Origin of the sequence: Streptomyces sp. NPDC051822 (assembly GCF_044452745.1) — a bacterium.
Lineage (GTDB): Bacteria > Actinomycetota > Actinomycetes > Streptomycetales > Streptomycetaceae > Streptomyces.
This window is the reverse complement of the sequence record NZ_JBITBZ010000001.1, coordinates 764,313-779,361: the sequence shown is the minus strand read 5'-3', so window position 1 is coordinate 779,361 and position 15,049 is coordinate 764,313. Positions and strand designations below refer to the sequence as shown.

The 15,049-nt window shown below is 71.8% G+C and carries 18 protein-coding genes; 7 read left to right on the top strand and 11 right to left on the bottom strand.

Annotated elements, in window-relative coordinates; genetic code table 11:
* Positions 1-37 precede the first annotated feature (37 nt).
* The 5 genes from ACIA8N_RS03575 to ACIA8N_RS03555 form a co-directional block, all read right to left on the bottom strand.
* The gene (locus ACIA8N_RS03575) at positions 38-1,822 is read right to left on the bottom strand and encodes a LuxR C-terminal-related transcriptional regulator (protein ID WP_365785510.1); all 1,785 of its coding nucleotides are present in this window, start codon (positions 1,820-1,822) and stop codon (positions 38-40) included.
* A 73-nt stretch (positions 1,823-1,895) separates the two neighbouring features.
* Positions 1,896-3,266, bottom strand: a complete 1,371-nt coding sequence (locus ACIA8N_RS03570) for an FAD-dependent oxidoreductase (protein WP_365785512.1) — start codon at positions 3,264-3,266, stop codon at positions 1,896-1,898.
* 145 nt (positions 3,267-3,411) lie between these two features.
* Entirely contained in the window at positions 3,412-4,227 is an 816-nt protein-coding gene (locus ACIA8N_RS03565; RefSeq protein WP_365785514.1) for a hypothetical protein, read from the bottom strand.
* A 44-nt stretch (positions 4,228-4,271) separates the two neighbouring features.
* On the bottom strand, positions 4,272-4,541 hold the full coding sequence (locus ACIA8N_RS03560; protein ID WP_365785516.1) for a DUF397 domain-containing protein: 270 nt from the start codon (positions 4,539-4,541) through the stop codon (positions 4,272-4,274).
* A complete protein-coding gene (locus tag ACIA8N_RS03555) occupies positions 4,523-5,356 on the bottom strand; it encodes a helix-turn-helix transcriptional regulator (RefSeq protein WP_365785518.1) in 834 nt (277 codons plus the stop codon). Before ACIA8N_RS03555 ends, ACIA8N_RS03560 begins: the two co-directional genes overlap by 19 nt.
* A 132-nt stretch (positions 5,357-5,488) precedes the next feature.
* On the opposite strand from ACIA8N_RS03555, the gene ACIA8N_RS03550 reads away from it, so the two are divergent.
* Both ACIA8N_RS03550 and ACIA8N_RS03545 read left to right on the top strand, forming a co-directional pair.
* Positions 5,489-5,710 (top strand): hypothetical protein, encoded by a 222-nt coding sequence (locus ACIA8N_RS03550; RefSeq protein ID WP_030217359.1) that lies wholly within the window; start codon positions 5,489-5,491, stop codon positions 5,708-5,710.
* Entirely contained in the window at positions 5,707-5,928 is a 222-nt protein-coding gene (locus ACIA8N_RS03545) for a hypothetical protein (RefSeq protein ID WP_030217357.1), read from the top strand. The genes ACIA8N_RS03550 and ACIA8N_RS03545 overlap by 4 nt, the downstream gene beginning before the upstream one ends.
* Positions 5,929-5,946: 18 nt before the next feature.
* Here ACIA8N_RS03545 and ACIA8N_RS03540 read toward each other — a convergent pair whose 3' ends face one another.
* Positions 5,947-6,405 (bottom strand): MarR family winged helix-turn-helix transcriptional regulator, encoded by a 459-nt coding sequence (locus ACIA8N_RS03540; protein WP_365785521.1) that lies wholly within the window; start codon positions 6,403-6,405, stop codon positions 5,947-5,949.
* Positions 6,402-7,013 carry a maleylpyruvate isomerase family mycothiol-dependent enzyme gene (locus ACIA8N_RS03535; protein ID WP_365785523.1) on the bottom strand — a complete coding sequence of 204 codons (612 nt, stop codon included), beginning with the start codon at positions 7,011-7,013 and terminating at the stop codon, positions 6,402-6,404. The genes ACIA8N_RS03540 and ACIA8N_RS03535 overlap by 4 nt, the downstream gene beginning before the upstream one ends.
* A gap of 71 nt (positions 7,014-7,084) precedes the next feature.
* On the opposite strand from ACIA8N_RS03535, the gene ACIA8N_RS03530 reads away from it, so the two are divergent.
* The 4 genes from ACIA8N_RS03530 to ACIA8N_RS03515 are packed head-to-tail and all read left to right on the top strand — an operon-like array spanning position 7,085 to position 10,176.
* Positions 7,085-8,068: a LysR substrate-binding domain-containing protein gene (locus ACIA8N_RS03530; protein WP_051751334.1), complete on the top strand. Its 984-nt coding sequence runs from the start codon at positions 7,085-7,087 to the stop codon at positions 8,066-8,068.
* Positions 8,065-8,814 (top strand): DNA repair protein RecO, encoded by a 750-nt coding sequence (gene recO / locus ACIA8N_RS03525; protein ID WP_365785525.1) that lies wholly within the window; start codon positions 8,065-8,067, stop codon positions 8,812-8,814. Before ACIA8N_RS03530 ends, recO begins: the two co-directional genes overlap by 4 nt.
* A gap of 17 nt (positions 8,815-8,831) precedes the next feature.
* Complete coding sequence (locus ACIA8N_RS03520; RefSeq protein ID WP_030550367.1) at positions 8,832-9,656, top strand: isoprenyl transferase; 825 nt, start codon at positions 8,832-8,834, stop codon at positions 9,654-9,656.
* 19 nt (positions 9,657-9,675) lie between these two features.
* Positions 9,676-10,176 carry a YcxB family protein gene (locus ACIA8N_RS03515; protein WP_365785527.1) on the top strand — a complete coding sequence of 167 codons (501 nt, stop codon included), beginning with the start codon at positions 9,676-9,678 and terminating at the stop codon, positions 10,174-10,176.
* Positions 10,177-10,252: 76 nt separating this feature from the next.
* Here the strand turns inward: ACIA8N_RS03515 and ACIA8N_RS03510 are convergent, their stop codons facing one another.
* The 4 genes from ACIA8N_RS03510 to ACIA8N_RS03495 form a co-directional block, all read right to left on the bottom strand.
* Positions 10,253-10,669 (bottom strand): Fur family transcriptional regulator, encoded by a 417-nt coding sequence (locus ACIA8N_RS03510; protein ID WP_365785906.1) that lies wholly within the window; start codon positions 10,667-10,669, stop codon positions 10,253-10,255.
* 61 nt (positions 10,670-10,730) lie between these two features.
* Positions 10,731-11,630, bottom strand: a complete 900-nt coding sequence (locus ACIA8N_RS03505) for a metal ABC transporter permease (protein ID WP_365785904.1) — start codon at positions 11,628-11,630, stop codon at positions 10,731-10,733.
* 2 nt (positions 11,631-11,632) lie between these two features.
* A complete protein-coding gene (locus tag ACIA8N_RS03500; RefSeq protein WP_365785902.1) occupies positions 11,633-12,406 on the bottom strand; it encodes a metal ABC transporter ATP-binding protein in 774 nt (257 codons plus the stop codon).
* Between the two features lie 26 nt (positions 12,407-12,432).
* Complete coding sequence (locus ACIA8N_RS03495; RefSeq protein WP_365785900.1) at positions 12,433-13,458, bottom strand: metal ABC transporter substrate-binding protein; 1,026 nt, start codon at positions 13,456-13,458, stop codon at positions 12,433-12,435.
* 76 nt (positions 13,459-13,534) lie between these two features.
* Between ACIA8N_RS03495 and ACIA8N_RS03490 the strand changes: the two genes are divergently transcribed.
* A complete protein-coding gene (locus ACIA8N_RS03490) occupies positions 13,535-15,004 on the top strand; it encodes a hypothetical protein (RefSeq protein ID WP_365785897.1) in 1,470 nt (489 codons plus the stop codon).
* Positions 15,005-15,049 lie beyond the last annotated feature (45 nt).

Genomic DNA, 15,049 nt, shown 5'->3' with positions numbered 1-15,049 from the left:
AACCGCCCATGGCCGGCGACGCTCCCGGATGGGCCGTTCAGACCAGACCGTGGGCGTACGCGTAGGCCGTCGCGGCGGCGCGGGAGCCGACGCCCAGCTTGGCGAAGATGTTGTTCAGGTGCCGGGCGACCGTGTGCTCGCTGATCACCAGGGTGCGGGCGATGTCCTTGTTCGTCCCGCCCGACGCGACGAGCCGCAGCACCTCCGCCTCCCGTGCCGTGAGCCCGCCGGGCAGCCGCCGCCGCGCCCCGGCGGAGAGCAGCGCCGCCGCGCGCCGGGCGTCCGGTACGGCCCCGAGCCGCTCGAACACGGCCCGCGCGGTGCCCAGTTCGAGGCGGGCCGCCTCCTCGTCGCCCGCCGCCCGGTCGGCCGCCGCGAGCAGCATCCGTACCTGCGCGGCCTCGTACGGCACCCGGAGCTCCAGCCAGCCGGCGAGCGCCCGCCGCAGCGGCGGCAGTGCGTCGGGGGTCCGCCGGGCCAGGGCCACCGAGCCGAGCGCCGTGTCGGCGAGCGCGCGCAGCAGCGGTACGTCCCCGGCCAGCGCGTCGAGATCCGCAGCCGCCTCCGCCGCACGGGACACGTCGCGGACGGCGAGGGCCACCTCGGTACGGGCGGCGAGCAGCCGGGCCAGGCCCAGGAGGTCGTGGTGGGCCTCGCCCCGGCAGGCCAGGGCCAGGTCGACGCCGGCCACCGCCGCGTCGGCGCGGCCCTGCGCGAGCCGCAGCAGCGCGAGGCCCGGCTGCGGGATCCTGCCCAGCTCGTGGGCGTGCCCGTACGACACGGCGGCCTCGTCCAGGCGGCCCTGGCGCCGCTGGACGTCACCGGCGGCGTAGTAGGCGGCGGCGGCCGACTCCAGGCAGTCCACCGGCACCTCGCGGCAGGCCTGCCGGGCCTCCGCCTCGGCGAGCGCCCAGGCGCCCAGGAGGTCGAGGACCTCGACCCGGTGGGCCCGGCAGACGCCACGGAACGGGTTCTCGCCGGAGGGCACGCTCATGGGGAGCGGCGTGGGGGCGGATGCGAGCGGCGTCGGGGCGGTTGCGAGCGGCGCGGGGGCGGATGCGTCGGCCGGTTCCGTACGGGCTTCCCGGCCGTCCTGCGGCGGGTGGCCCGACCAGGGTGGGGCGCACCACTCCATCGCCGCGTTCGTCCACTCCACGGCCCGGCCGAAGTCTGCCGCCTCCATGCACTGGGTCAGGGCCAGGCAGAACAGCCAGCCCGTGAACATGCCGCTCAGCTCGTCCGCCGACACCGCGCACATCGCGTCGTCGAGGAGGGCGAGGGCCTCGGTCCTGCGGCCCGCTGCGAGGAGGACGCCCGACTCGGCCTGACGGCTGAGGGCGAGGAGGTCGGGGCTGCCGGAGTCGAGGGCGAGGCCGGTCATCCGGCGGGCGGCGGCGAGGGCGGCCTCGTGGTCGCCGCGCGCCTGGGCCTCCTCGGCGTCGCTCCAGGCGAGGAAGCACTGCTCCGGGCAGTCCGGCAGGCCCTCCAGGTGGTGCCGGGCCCGGTGGAGCCAGCCGGCCGCGGCGGCGGGGCGGCCGAGGCCCAGGTACTCGTAGTGCAGCCACCAGGCGGCGAGCCCGGCGCCCCGGTGGTCGTCGGCCGCGAGGTAGGCGGCGTGCGCCCTGAGCCGGGCGGTGACGGACTCGTCGACGTGCCCCGACCACCAGGCGGCGTCGGCGAGCACGGACAGGTCGTCGGCGGTCAGGCCGCGCGAGGGGTGCCTGTCGTGGGCGTGGAGCAGCGCGTACGCCTCGGCCCAGGACTCACGGGCCGCCGCGTCCCTGGCTCGCTCGACAGGGTCGATCGTGGTGGGTGCGGACATGGCCGCTCACCCCTTTCCCGGCCTTTTCAGAATAGGACCGGGGAGGGGTGAGGGCCCGCCGCGAGGGCGGCGACTACTGGATCGCGCCGCTCGCGCGCAGCATGTCCTCGCGCTCGACGATCTTCACGCGCTCGCGGCCCTGCGGCTCGCCGAGCGCCATCTCGGCGGCGTCCAGGGCGTACCAGCCCTCCCACGTCGTGTACGTGATGCCCTTGCCCTCCAGGAAGGACACGACCGCGTCCGTCTCCGGGGACTCGGGCGTCAGCAGGCGGCCGTTGGCGAAGTCGTCCAGGAGGTTCGCGACGGTCTCGTTGGCGTCGCCCTTGGTGTGACCGATGAGGCCCACCGGGCCGCGCCGGATCCAGCCGGTGCAGTACGTGGAGGCCATGTGCGCGCCGCCCTCCTCGATCACGCGACCGCCCTCGTCGGGGACGGTGCCGGAGACGGCGTCCCAGGGGAGCTTGGGCAGCTCGTCGGAGAGGTAGCCGACGGCGCGGTAGACGGCCTGGACGTCCCAGTCGGTGGTGGCGCCGGTGCCCTTGACGTTGCCGGTGCCGTCCAGCTCGGTGCGCTCGGTGCGCAGGCCGACGACCTTGCCGTCCTCGCCGAGGATCTCGACGGGCGACTCGAAGAAGTGCAGGAAGAGCTTGTGCGGGCGGTCGCCGATGTCGCGGATCGCCCAGTTCTCCAGAGTCTTCGCGACCATGTCGGTCTGCTTGTTCTTGCGGCGCTCGGCGATCGAGCCGTCGTCGTAGTCGATGTCCTCGGGGTTGACGATGACCTCGATGGTGGGGGAGTGGTCCAGCTCGCGCAGCTCCATGGGGCTGAACTTCGCCTGCGCCGGGCCGCGGCGGCCGAAGACGTGGATCTCCAGGGCCTTGTTGGCCTTGAGGCCGTGGTAGACGTTCGCCGGGATCTCGGTCGGCAGCAGCTCGTCGCCGGTCTTGGCGAGGATGCGGGCGATGTCGAGGGCCACGTTGCCGACGCCGAGGACGGCGACCTTCTCCGCTTCGAGCGGCCAGGTGCGCGGCACGTCCGGGTGGCCGTCGTACCAGGAGGCGAAGTCGGCGGCGCCGTACGAACCGTCGAGCTCGACGCCCGGGATGGCCAGCGGGCGGTCGGCCATGGCGCCGGTCGAGAAGACCACGGCGTCGTAGAAGGCGCGCAGGTCGTCCAGGTGGACGTCGGTGCCGTAGTCGACGTTGCCGAAGAGGCGGACCTGCGGCTTGTCGAGGACCTGGTGGAGGGCCTTGACGATGCCCTTGATGCGCGGGTGGTCGGGGGCGACGCCGTAGCGGATGAGGCCGAAGGGGGCGGGCATCCGCTCGAAGAGGTCGATGGACACACCCGGCTCGGCGGCGGCCTCGGACTTCAGCAGCGCATCGGCGGCGTAGATTCCGGCGGGGCCGGCGCCGACGATCGCGACCCGGAGGGGGCGGGGCATGACGGTTTCCCTTCGCAAGCGACATGGCGGCGAGGCCGCCGACACTTAGGCCACCCTAAATAACGCCTGGTATGGATCGGTACCCGCCCCCGGTCTATGGACTCATAAGGCGAACTTATGACTTCCATAAGTGAAGGTGTCGACCTCAGAAATCCCCCATGCCGAGGAGGCTGGTCACGACGAGCGCGATCACCCCGGCGGTGAAGAGCAGGCCGATGCCGAGGCTGAGCGCCGCCAGGATGCCGTCGTAGCGCAGCCAGGGCCGCTTGCCGAGCGTGGTCACCCGTCCGGGGTCCTCCGGATCGTAGGCGACCTCGATCGTCCACGCGGCGGCGGTCGAGTTCACGTTGCGCCGCAGACCGGTGGGGTCCATGTAGCCGAACAGGCCCGGCTCGCCCATGATCCGCTCGGCGACGACCGTGACGCCGTGCTTGCGCATGTGCCACTCCCGGTAGGGGAAGTACGCCACCGCCGAGCCGCCCGCCAGGAACCCGAGTCCCATGAACCCGAACGGGATGATCAGGATGATGGCGCCCGCGTGCCCGGTGACGATCACGAGCGCGCAGAGGGCGACGATCGCGAGGGCGCCGTACAGCGTCCACCGCTTGAGCGCGCGCAGGGCCTTCGTGGTGTGCGGGTCACCGCCCAGGCGGTCGCCCGAGAGGTGCTCCGCGCCGTCGGCGAACTTCCCCTCCGCCGGCAGGGCCGCGTTCACGGCCTCGGCGAACGCGACGGCGGCGGCCTCGTCCACGCCCTCGAAGCGCTGCACGCTCGGCGTCGTCCCCGCCGGGGCCGTCAGCTCGACGGCGACGCCCCGGCCCTCGGCGCGGACGCGCTCGATCGCCTTCAGCGGGATGTGCATCTCCTCGCGGGGGCGACGCAGGATCAGAGCCTGGCCCTCGGCCCGCAGGAAGGTGCCTTCGGGCCCCTGGAGGCGGGGTATCGGGGAAGTGATCGACATGGCCGGGATCGTACGACCGGCCGGCCGCCCGCGTCAGCCCTTCGTCACCCGGCGATGCCCGCGACGAAGGCGGACCAGGCGGCGGCGGGGACGATCAGGGCGGGGCCGGTGGGGTTCTTGCTGTCCCGGACGGGGACGACACCGGGGACGTCGTCGAGGACCTCGACGCAGTTGCCGCCGTCGCCGTCGCTGTAGCTGCTCTTGCGCCAGGCGGCGCCGACGAAGTCGTACGAGACTTCGACGCAGTCGCCGCCGTCGCCGTTGCTGAAGGAGCTCTTGAACCAGTGGGCGTTGGTCAGGTCGTACTGGCGCATCGTCTGTAGTCCTCCGCCGCCGACTCGATCAGTGCGAGGGACGCCTCCGGCGACAGCGTGGCGACCCTGAGCAGATCGTAGGCGCGCTGTGCCTGCTTCACCACCGCCGGATCGTCGAGCAGCGTCCCTGAAAAAGCCGTTTCCGCATAGGCCGTTGGCGGCTGGTCCTCGAACTCCATGAGCTTGAGCGAGCCGGTCATGTAGGCGTGTGCGCCAACTGCGCGAGGCAGGACGGTGACCAGCACCCGCCGCTCCCGGGCCGTCGTGGCGATGTGGTCCAGTGTCGCCGCCATCACCGACCGGCCTCCGACAGGGGTGAGGACCGCGTTCTCGTGCAGCACGGCCCAATACTCAGGCCTTGTAGTGCCTCTGAGGATCGCCGCCCTGTCGATCCGTGAGGTGACCTTCTCCTCGATGAACTCCTCCGTGGCGAACGGGTGCGTCGCCACCGTCACCGCCCGCGCGTACTCCGGCGTCTGGAGCAGCCCCGGCACGACCGTCGGCGCGAACTCGCAGATCTTCGTCGCCACCAGTTCCAGCTCCGCCACCTCGCTGAAATAGGAGGCGTACGGCGACTTGTTGATGAGCTTTCGCCACGTGCGTTCGAAAATACCGCCGGTTTGTAGGACTTCGTCGATTCGCATCGCCACATCCAGCTGCGGCTTTCGAATTCCCTGCTCGAACAGGCCGATGTACCCACCGGAGACGAACACCAGTCCGCCCAGTTCCTCCTGGGTGAGGCCCGCGGCCTCCCTGCGTTCCTTCAGGACCTCGCCGAAGAACACCCACGCGTCCTGCTGCTTGCCTTTGGCCATGAACTAACTCCCCGACCCTACGCCGCAGTTGTACGGCCTGCGCATCTGCCGATTCTACGGATCCCGACCCACTCTGGAGAGGCGAAGCAGGAAATGGATTCAGAAAGGCATACGTTGGTGAAGGAAGACATCATGAAGACGACCACGGGGACACTCGAAGCCGCACAAGAGGCAGTGACGGAATTGCGCGAGGCGCTTGCGAGGGCGGGAATCACGCTCCCCTCGCTCGGGCTCGACGTCGTCACCCTCGCCGCAGACCCCCCGAGGCCGCTCGTCGAATTGGGATGCTGCACGGCGGAAACGGCGCGGCTCATCGCCGCAGCCCTACTGCCGGGGGAGGAGAGCCGGTCATGACAGCCGCACTGCCCATCGGGTCGTACGTCGTGGAGATCCGCACCGGGCGGGTCGGGAGAGTGATGGGCCACGAGGGGCCGTACGTCCAGATCCGCCCGCTCGGTGGCGGACGGGAGTGGGACGTGGAGCCCGAGGACGTCCGGGAGGCGACCTCGTCGGAGCGCCTGAGCGCCGCCACGGCGCACGTCAACGCCCGGAGCCGGGGCGAGGTGCCCTGAACCACCCCCGTACGGCTGTCAGGCCGGTGACACGTCTCCGCCCGCGTTGCGGATCATGCGCTGAAGGACCTTCAGAGTGATCAGGTACTCCTCGTCCGTGATGCCGGCGTGTACGTGTTCCCGGCCGGCCCGCTGCGTACGGGCGGCGTGCGCGTGCAGCGCCCTGCCGTCGTCGGTGATTTGGAGGCGGCCGTCCGCGTCCAGGACGAGCAGGGTCCGTTCCATCAGGAGGTTGATGTCGGGCGCCAGGCCGGCGGCGCCGACGTCCAGGTTGGCCTGCTGGGCTGTGATCACCTCGTCCCGGGTGGCACCGTCCTCGCCGTACAGCACCTGGTGCAGCACCCACCACTGGGGCTGGGTGATCCCGATCGCCGCGAGCCGTCCCCTGACGAAGGCCGACAGGGTCTTGTTCGCGGCCCACGTCCAGTAGCCGATCGGCTGCTTCACCAGCTCCTCGTCCTCGTGCGAGTACGTCATGACGCTTCCCTCTCTGCCGGTCGGTGGAGTGTGCGTCCGTAGGCGAGCAGCAGGAGTTCCTGGGCGGGGCGGCGCACTACCTGAACTCCTGTTCCGTACGACCAGTCCAGGTCCGTGGCCCGCAGCGTGACGCCTTCGAGGTCCGCCTTGAAGAAGCGGAGCGTCCGAGGGGTCACGGTCGCCAGCAGGATCCGCAGGCGCTTCTCCGGGACCCGGCGCCCGAGGCCGAGCGGGACGGTGATGTCCAGGCCGTGGATCACGTCGTGGCCGAGGGCCGCCGGCAGACCGCCCACCGGCGGCTTCCAGGGGTGACGGGCGTTGTCCCGCAGGGCCGCCGCGAGTTCGCGAGGGGTGAGGGCAGCGGCGTCCCGGCGCGCGAGGCGGTCGGTCATCCGGTGCAGGTTGCCGCGTGCTCGGGCGATTTCCAGCGCCGTCCTGCCGAACGAGTACCGGAACCCCATGCTCATATGGCCGGCGACCTCCCGTACGCGCCAGCCGCCGCACAACGACGGCACGTCCCACTGCTCATCGGTCAGTCCGTCCAGGACGTCCGCCAGTTCGCGCCGCTCGGCCGCGATCTCCGCGCGTATCCCCGCCGTGGTCTCCATGATCGCCAGCGTGCCGAAGCATCTGCCAGAAGTCCAAGACCGGGTACTTCTCCTCACTAGAATCACTGCTTATGGAGCTTCGCCAGCTGCAGTACTTCCTCGCCGTCGTCGAGGAGGCCAATTTCACCCGCGCCGCCGCCCGCCTCCACCTCGCGCAGCCGGGGGTGAGCGCCCAGATCCGGCAGCTGGAGCGGGAGCTCGGGCAGCCGCTGCTCGACCGCTCCGGCCGGACCGTGACCACGACCGCCGTCGGTGAGGCGGTACTGCCCTTCGCGCGGGCGGCGCTCGCGGCCGTCGAGGGGCTGCGGCGGACCGTGGACGAGTTCGCCGGGCTCGTCCGGGGGCAGGTCACCATCGGGCTCGTGTCCGGCGCCGCCGCCGCCGACGAGTTCGACGTCGCCGCCGCCCTGGCCGACTTCCACGACGACCACCCGCAGGTGGAGATCTCTCTCACCGACGACACGTCGGAGCGGATGCTCGACGCCCTGCGCCGCGGCGAACTCGACCTCGCGGTGATCGGCCTCGCCGAGGAGGAGCCCCCGCAGGGCGTCAGTCTCCAGGTCCTCGTCGACGTGCCCCTGGTCGCCGCCATGGCCCCGGACGACCCGCTGCTCACCACCCTCGACGGCCGCACGGCCGTCCCGCTCGCCGCGCTCGCGGGCCGTCCCCTTATCAGCCTTCCGCGCGGCACCGGCCTGCGAGGCGTCCTGGAGCGCGCCTGTACGCGGGCGGGCTTCCGGCCCCACATCGCCTTCGAGGCCGCCGTTCCGCACGTCCTGGCGCGGCTCGCCGCCCGAGGCCTCGGTGTCGCGGTCCTCCCGGATCCCCCGCCCGGGGCGGCGGACGCGCTGGGGCTCCGTACCCTTCCCCTCACCGAACCGGACCTCCGCGGCCGGGTCGCCCTCGCCTGGCCGGCGGACGGCCCCGCCGCCCCGGCGGCCGCGGCCCTCCTCGCCCGTATGCGCGAAGCCTTCCCGGATGTCCGGCCGGAGGGCTGTCCCGAGATCCGGCCCGTGGTCGGCGCGCCCCCGCCGTACGGGAGAATGGGCCCATGAGTCTGTTCCGCGACGACGGCATCGTGCTGCGCACCCAGAAGCTGGGTGAAGCGGACCGCATCATCACCCTCCTCACGCGCGGTCACGGCCGCGTACGCGCCGTGGCGCGCGGGGTGCGGCGGACGAAGTCGAAGTTCGGGGCCCGGCTCGAACCGTTCTCGCACGTGGACGTGCAGTTCTTCGCCCGGGGAAGCGAGCTGGTCGGCCGCGGTCTGCCGCTCTGCACGCAGAGCGAGACCATCGCCGCGTACGGCAGCGGCATCGTCACCGACTACGCCCGCTACACCGCCGGCACCGCCATGCTGGAGACGGCCGAGCGGTTCACCGACCACGAGGGCGAGCCCGCCGTGCAGCAGTACCTGCTGCTCGTCGGCGGCCTGCGGACGCTCTCCAGGGGCGAGCACGCCCCCCACCTCATCCTGGACGCCTTCCTGCTCCGCTCGCTCGCCGTGAACGGCTACGCCCCCAGCTTCGACGACTGTGCCAAATGCGGACTCCAAGGCCCCAACCGGTTCTTCTCGGTCGCGGCGGGCGGCGTCATATGCGGCGACTGCCGGGTGCCCGGAAGCGTCGTACCCTCCTCGGAGGCCGTAGGCCTGCTCAGCGCGCTGCTCACCGGCGACTGGGCGACGGCGGACGCGTGCGAGCCGCGTCACGTCAGGGAGGGCAGCGGACTCGTGTCCGCCTATCTGCACTGGCACCTGGAGCGCGGCCTGCGCTCCCTGCGGTACGTCGAGAAAAGCTAGGTAGGAGAGACCACGTCATGGCCATCGCACGACTGCTCGGTCGCCAGCGCCGGGAGTACAGCACCCCCGAGCCGCACCCGTCCGGCGCCCGTCCGCCGAAGCTCCAGCCCGAGTTCGTCCCGGAGCACGTCGCGATCGTCATGGACGGCAACGGCCGCTGGGCCAAGGAGCGCGGCCTGCCCCGCACCGAGGGGCACAAGGTCGGCGCCGAGCAGGTGCTCGACGTGCTCCAGGGCGCGCTCGAGATGGGCGTGGGCGCGATCTCGCTGTACGCCTTCTCCACCGAGAACTGGAAGCGCTCGCCCGAGGAGGTGCGCTTCCTGATGAACTTCAACCGCGACTTCATCCGCAAGACCCGCGACCAGCTCGACGAGCTCGGCATCCGCGTGCGCTGGGTCGGCCGGATGCCCAAGCTGTGGAAGTCGGTCGCCAAGGAGCTCCAGGTCGCCCAGGAGCAGACCAAGGACAACACCAAGCTCACGCTGTACTTCTGCATGAACTACGGCGGACGCGCCGAGCTCACGGACGCGGCGCAGGCCCTCGCGGAGGACGTGAAGGCGGGCCGGCTCGACCCGGCGAAGATCACCGAGAAGACCATCCAGAAGTACCTGTACTACCCGGACATGCCGGACGTGGACCTGTTCCTGCGGCCCAGCGGCGAGCAGCGCACGTCCAACTACCTGATCTGGCAGAGCGCGTACGCCGAGATGGTCTTCCAGGACGTGCTGTGGCCGGACTTCGACCGCCGCGACCTGTGGCGCGCCTGCGTCGAGTACGCGCAGCGCGACCGGCGCTTCGGCGGCGTCGACCCGGCCGACATGGCCGTCCTCGACAAGGCCTGAGGCCGCCGTGGGGGAGGGCGTGGAGCTCGTCTACTCGGCCGAGTTCGCCGAGGTGAACGAGGCCGTACGGGTCAGGCTGCGGGCCACCCGCTGGTGGCGGCTGCTGCGGTGGACCGCGCGCGGCGCGTGTGGGCTGTCGGTCCTGGTCGCCGGCTTCGCCCTGCTGTCCGGGGACCCGGGCGAGGCGGTCCTCCTCGCGTTCCTCGGCCTGGTGGCCGTGGCCGCCGCCGAGCTGGTTCCGTGGGCGACGGCCAAGAGCCTCTTCCGGCTGATCGGGTCCCAGGGCGAGGCGCGGGCGGTCGTGGACGAGGACGGCGGGCGGTGGACGTCGCGGGACACCGACACGACGATCCGGTGGGCGCTGCTGACCCGGTACGCGGAGACGCCCCGGCTCTTCGTCCTGTTCACGGACCGCACGTCCGGCACCGGCCTCGCCTACCTGCCCAAGCGCGGGCTCGCCGGCCCGGCCGACGCGGACCGGCTGCGGGCGATCCTGGACCGGAACACCGTACGGGTGTGACATGCGGGTGTGACATCAGGGCCTGACATGCGAGTGGGCCCGCACCGGAGGATTCCGGTGCGGGCCCACTCGCATGTCAGGTCGACTTCTCCGCGCAGTCCGCGCACGTGCCGAAGATCTCGACCGTGTGCGCCACGTTCACGAAGCCGTGCTCCGAGGCGATCGTCTCGGCCCACTGCTCCACCATCGGGCCCTCCACCTCGACGGCCTTGCCGCAGACGCGGCAGACCAGGTGGTGGTGGTGGTCGCCGGTCGAGCAGCGGCGGTACACCGTCTCGCCGTCGCTGGTGCGCAGCGCGTCCACCTCGCCCGCGTCCGCGAGGGACTGGAGCGTGCGGTAGACGGTGGTGAGGCCGACCGAGTCGCCGCGGTGCTTGAGCATGTCGTGCAGCTCCTGGGCGCTGCGGAACTCGTCCACCTCGTTCAGCGCCGCCGACACGGCGGCCCGCTGCTTGGTCGAGCGGCCTCGTACGGGGGGTCCTGCCGTCACCACGGGGGCCTCCTTGAATGCTTGTCTGCCCCCGCCATTCTGCCAGTCCCGCGTGTGTCCCAGATCAGAGCACCTTCACGTCGTCCGTCGGCTGCCGGGTGGTGGGCACGCAGCGGGCGTCGCAGTCCGCCGCCGCCTGCTCCGCGGCCCGGGCCCGTCGGCGGGCGAGCGGGGCGGCGAGCAGGGTCAGGAGGACGAAGATCCCGATCGCGTACAGGACGATCGTCGCGCCGGGCGGGACGTCCTGGTAGTACGAGGTGACCGTGCCCGCCAGGGTGACCGTGACGCCGGTCGCCACCGCGAGGACGAAGGTCGCCCGGAACGACTTCGACAGCTGCTGGGCCGCCGCCACCGGTACCACCATGAGCGCGCTGACGAGCAGCAGGCCCACGACCCGCATCGCGACCGTGACCGTCACCGCGGCCGTGACCGCGATCAGCAGGTTCAGGGCGCGCACCGGCAGGCCGGTGACCCGGGCGAACTCCTCGTCCTGGCTGACCGCGAAGAGCTGCTTGCGCAGGCCGACGGTGACCAGGACCACGAAGGCGGCCAGGATGCTGATCGCCGTCACGTCCTCGGTGGAGACCGTGGAGAGCGAGCCGAAGAGGTACGAGGTCAGGTTGGCGTTGGAGCCGGTCGGCGACAGGTTGATCAGCAGGACGCCGCCGGCCATGCCGCCGTAGAAGAGCAGGGCGAGCGCGAGGTCGCCGCGGGTCTTCCCGTACGCCCGGATCAGTTCCATCGCGACGGAGCCCGCGACGGCGACGAGGGTCGCCATCCAGACCGGATTGGAGTTCAGCAGGAAGCCGAGGCCGACACCGGTCATGGCGACGTGGCCGATGCCGTCGCCCATCAGCGCCTGGCGGCGCTGGACGAGGTAGATGCCGACGGCGGGGGCGGTGATGCCGACGAGGACGGCCGCGAGGAGCGCCCGCTGCATGAAGGCAGGTTCGAGGAAGTCCATGGTCAGGTCAGCAGTCCCGTGCGGAGCGGCTCGTCGGCCGCGTGGGGGTGGACGTGGTCGTGGCCCGGCAGGGCGTGCTGGCCCAGGGCCTGGGGCGGCGGGCCGTCGTGGACGACACAGCCGTCGCGGAGCACGACCGCGCGGTCGATGAGCGGTTCGAGGGCGCCCAGCTCGTGCAGGACGAGGAGGACGGAGGTGCCGCCCGCGACCTGCTCGCGCAGGGTCGCGGCGAGGATCTCCTGGCTTCCGAGGTCCACGCCGGCCATCGGCTCGTCCATGATCAGCAGATCGGGCTCGGAGGCGAGCGCGCGGGCGATCAGGACCCGCTGGTGCTGACCGCCGGAGAGGGCGGTGACGGAGTCCTTGGCGCGGTCGGCGAGGCCGACGAGCTCCATGGCCCGCTCGACGGCGGCCCGGTCCTCCTTCGTCGTCCAGCCGAACCTGCGGCGCGCGAGCCGGCCCGCGGAGACGACCTCGCGGACGGTGGCGGGGACGCCGCTCGCCGCGGTCGTGCGCTGCGGTACGTAGCCGACGCGGGCCCAGTCGCGGAACCGCTTCTGCTCCGTGCCGAACAGCTCGATCCGGCCGCCGGTCAGCGGCACCTGGCCTATGACGGAGCGGACGGCGGTGGACTTGCCGGAGCCGTTGGCGCCGAGCAGCGCGACGACCTCACCGGTGTGGACGGTGAGGTCGACGCCCCGGAGGACGGGCCGGGCGCCGAGGGCCGCCGTGGCTCCGCGGACGGATATGACGGGGGCTGGTTCCGGGGCTGCCATGGCTCGTACCTCCTGCTGTGCTGCGGTCACTTGGCGCCGAGGGCCTTCTTCAGCGCGGTGAGGTTGGACTGCATGACCTCGATGTAGTCATCGCCCTGGGACTTGTCCGTGATTCCCTCGAGCGGGTCGAGCACGTCGGTCCTGAGACCGGTGTCGGAGGCGAGGGTCTTGGCGGTCTTGTCGCTGGCGAGGGTCTCGAAGAAGACGGTGGTGACCTTCTCCTTCTTCGCCTTGTCCTGCAGTTCCTTGATCCGGGCGGGGCTCGGCTCGGACTCGGGGTCCATGCCGGAGATGCCCTCCTGGTCCAGGCCGTACCGCTCGGCGAGGTAGCCGAAGGCGGAGTGGGTGGTGATGAAGGTCTTCGTCGTGGTGTTCTTCAGACCGGTCGCGAAGTCGGTGTTCAGGTCGCCGAGCTTCTTGACGAGCGCGTCGGTGTTCTTCTTGTAGTCGGCGGCGTGGTCCGGGTCGGCCTTCTCCAGGGCGGTGCCGACACCCTTGGCGACCTCGGCGTACTTCACGGGGTCGAGCCAGACGTGCGGGTCGGCGCCGGCCTCGGAGCCGTGGTCGTGGCCCGCTTCCTCTTCCGCGTGCTCCTCGCCGGCGTGCCCGGCGTGCTCCTCGGCGGTCTCGCCCTCGTGGCCCGCCTCGCCCTCGTGGCCGCCGGTCGAGGTGCCGTGGGCTTCGAGCTCGGTGAGGGTGGCGGCGTCGACGGTGTTCTCGACGCCGGCCTGGGAGATGGCCTCGTCGACGGCGGGCTGGATGCCCTTGAGGTAGAGGATGACGTCGGCCTCGCCGAGCTCGCCGATCTGCTTCGGCTTGAGCTCCAGGTCGTGGGGTTCGACGCCGGGCTTGGTGAGCGTGTTGACGGCGACGTGGTCGCCGCCTATCTGCTCGGCCAGGTACTGCATGGGGTAGAAGGACGCCACCACGTCCAGCTTGCCGCCGCTGTCCTTGCCCGCCGCGTCGGACGTTCCGCAGGCGGAGAGGGAGACGAGGCCGAGGGTGACGGCTCCGGCGAGAGCGGTGCTGGGTATCAGGCGACGTACGTTCATGACACTCATTTTCAACAAAACTGGAAACGATTGTCAATTGTCGGACGTGTGTTCCGCCGCACTACAGTGCGGGCCCATGCAGCGCACGGTGATCAACGGCATGCCCCTGTACTGGGACGACGTCCCCGGCCCCTTCCGGGCCTGGCTGGTGCTCGGCGCGGGCATCGAGGACGAGCCGTTCACCCGCCTCGGCCTCACCGACCTGGTCCTCCGGCTCGCCGTCGCCGCGGTGCGCGACTCGGGCGTACGGGTCGACGGCATCGAGTTCGTCACCGAGGCGCAGGACTGCAGCGTCCTGATCGACGGAGACCCCGAGCAGGTCGCCGAAGCCGTGAACCGGCTCTGCCGGACGCTGTCCGACCTCCCCGTGGACGGGCTCGCGGAGGCCGTGCGCCTCGTCACCGCCCGGAAGCGCCGCGAGAGGCCGTGGGAGGACCTCCAGGAGAGGGAGCTCCTGGACCGCTACGGGCTGCGCGGCATCGGCAAGATCGGCTGGGGCTTCCCCGCCCTCGGGGCGGTGGACGCCGACGACCTGCGCGCCTGGGCCGCGGAACGCTTCACCCGCGCCAACGCCGTCCTCGCGCTCTCCGGCCCTCCCCCCAAGGCGCTCGACCCCCGGCTCCCCGACGGTCCGCGCGTCGAGCGGCCCGTCCTCCACCCCCTCCCCGGCGTATCCGGCCGCTGGACCGGGGTTCCCGAGGAGTACGGCATGCCGGTCGCCGTCTCCTTCGAGATCCCCCGCCCTCCCGCCGGGGTCTTCTCCGTGGAGGTCGCCCGGAACCGGGCGGCGCGGGACCCGCGCGTCGCCCGGAACGTCACCGGCGAGGTGGAGATCCTCGGCGCCTACGCCGGAGGCGGCCGCTCGTTCTGCTGGCTGGTCGCCCAGACCGACGCCGAGGGCGCCGCCGAGGTCGCCGCAGGGTTCGACGCGGCGCTGCGCGAGCTGGCCGACGACGGGCCAACCGACGCCGAGGTGCGGGACGTCGAGCGGGTCTGGAGCGAACGCCTCGACACCGGTGAGGGGCGCTTCCGCCAGCTCACCGCCGCGGCCTGGCAGCACCTCCTCGGCCACGAGGTCCAGGACGTCGCCCTGGTCCGCGACAGGATCGCCTCGTTCGGCCCCGGCGTCGTCCGCGCCGCCCTCGCCGCGTACCCCTCGACCGCCGTGCTGACCGTGCCCGAAGGCTGCGAACCCGGCCAGGACCTTCCCTTCGAGGAGGAGGCCTGCGCCCTGGACGAGAACTTCCACGAAGGGCACGAGTACCGGCCGAGGTTCTTCGGACCCGTCGGGCGCTCCGAACGGATGTACCTGAGCGACGAGGGCCTGATGCACTGGACCGAGTCCCACGCGCACGGGGTGCGCTGGCACCGGGTCGTGGGGCTCGGGATCTTCGCCTCCGGGGCGCGGCGGCTCTTCGGGGAGAACGGCGCCTGTATCGATTTCGCGGCAGACTGGTACAAGTCGGGGCGCGACCTGGTCAGTGCCGTCGACAGCCGCGTACCGGCCGCCCTCCACTTCCCGATGGACGAGGTCGAACCGATTTGATTCCGGCCCCGCGGGCGCCGGTAACCTGTGGCATTCGCACTTCGT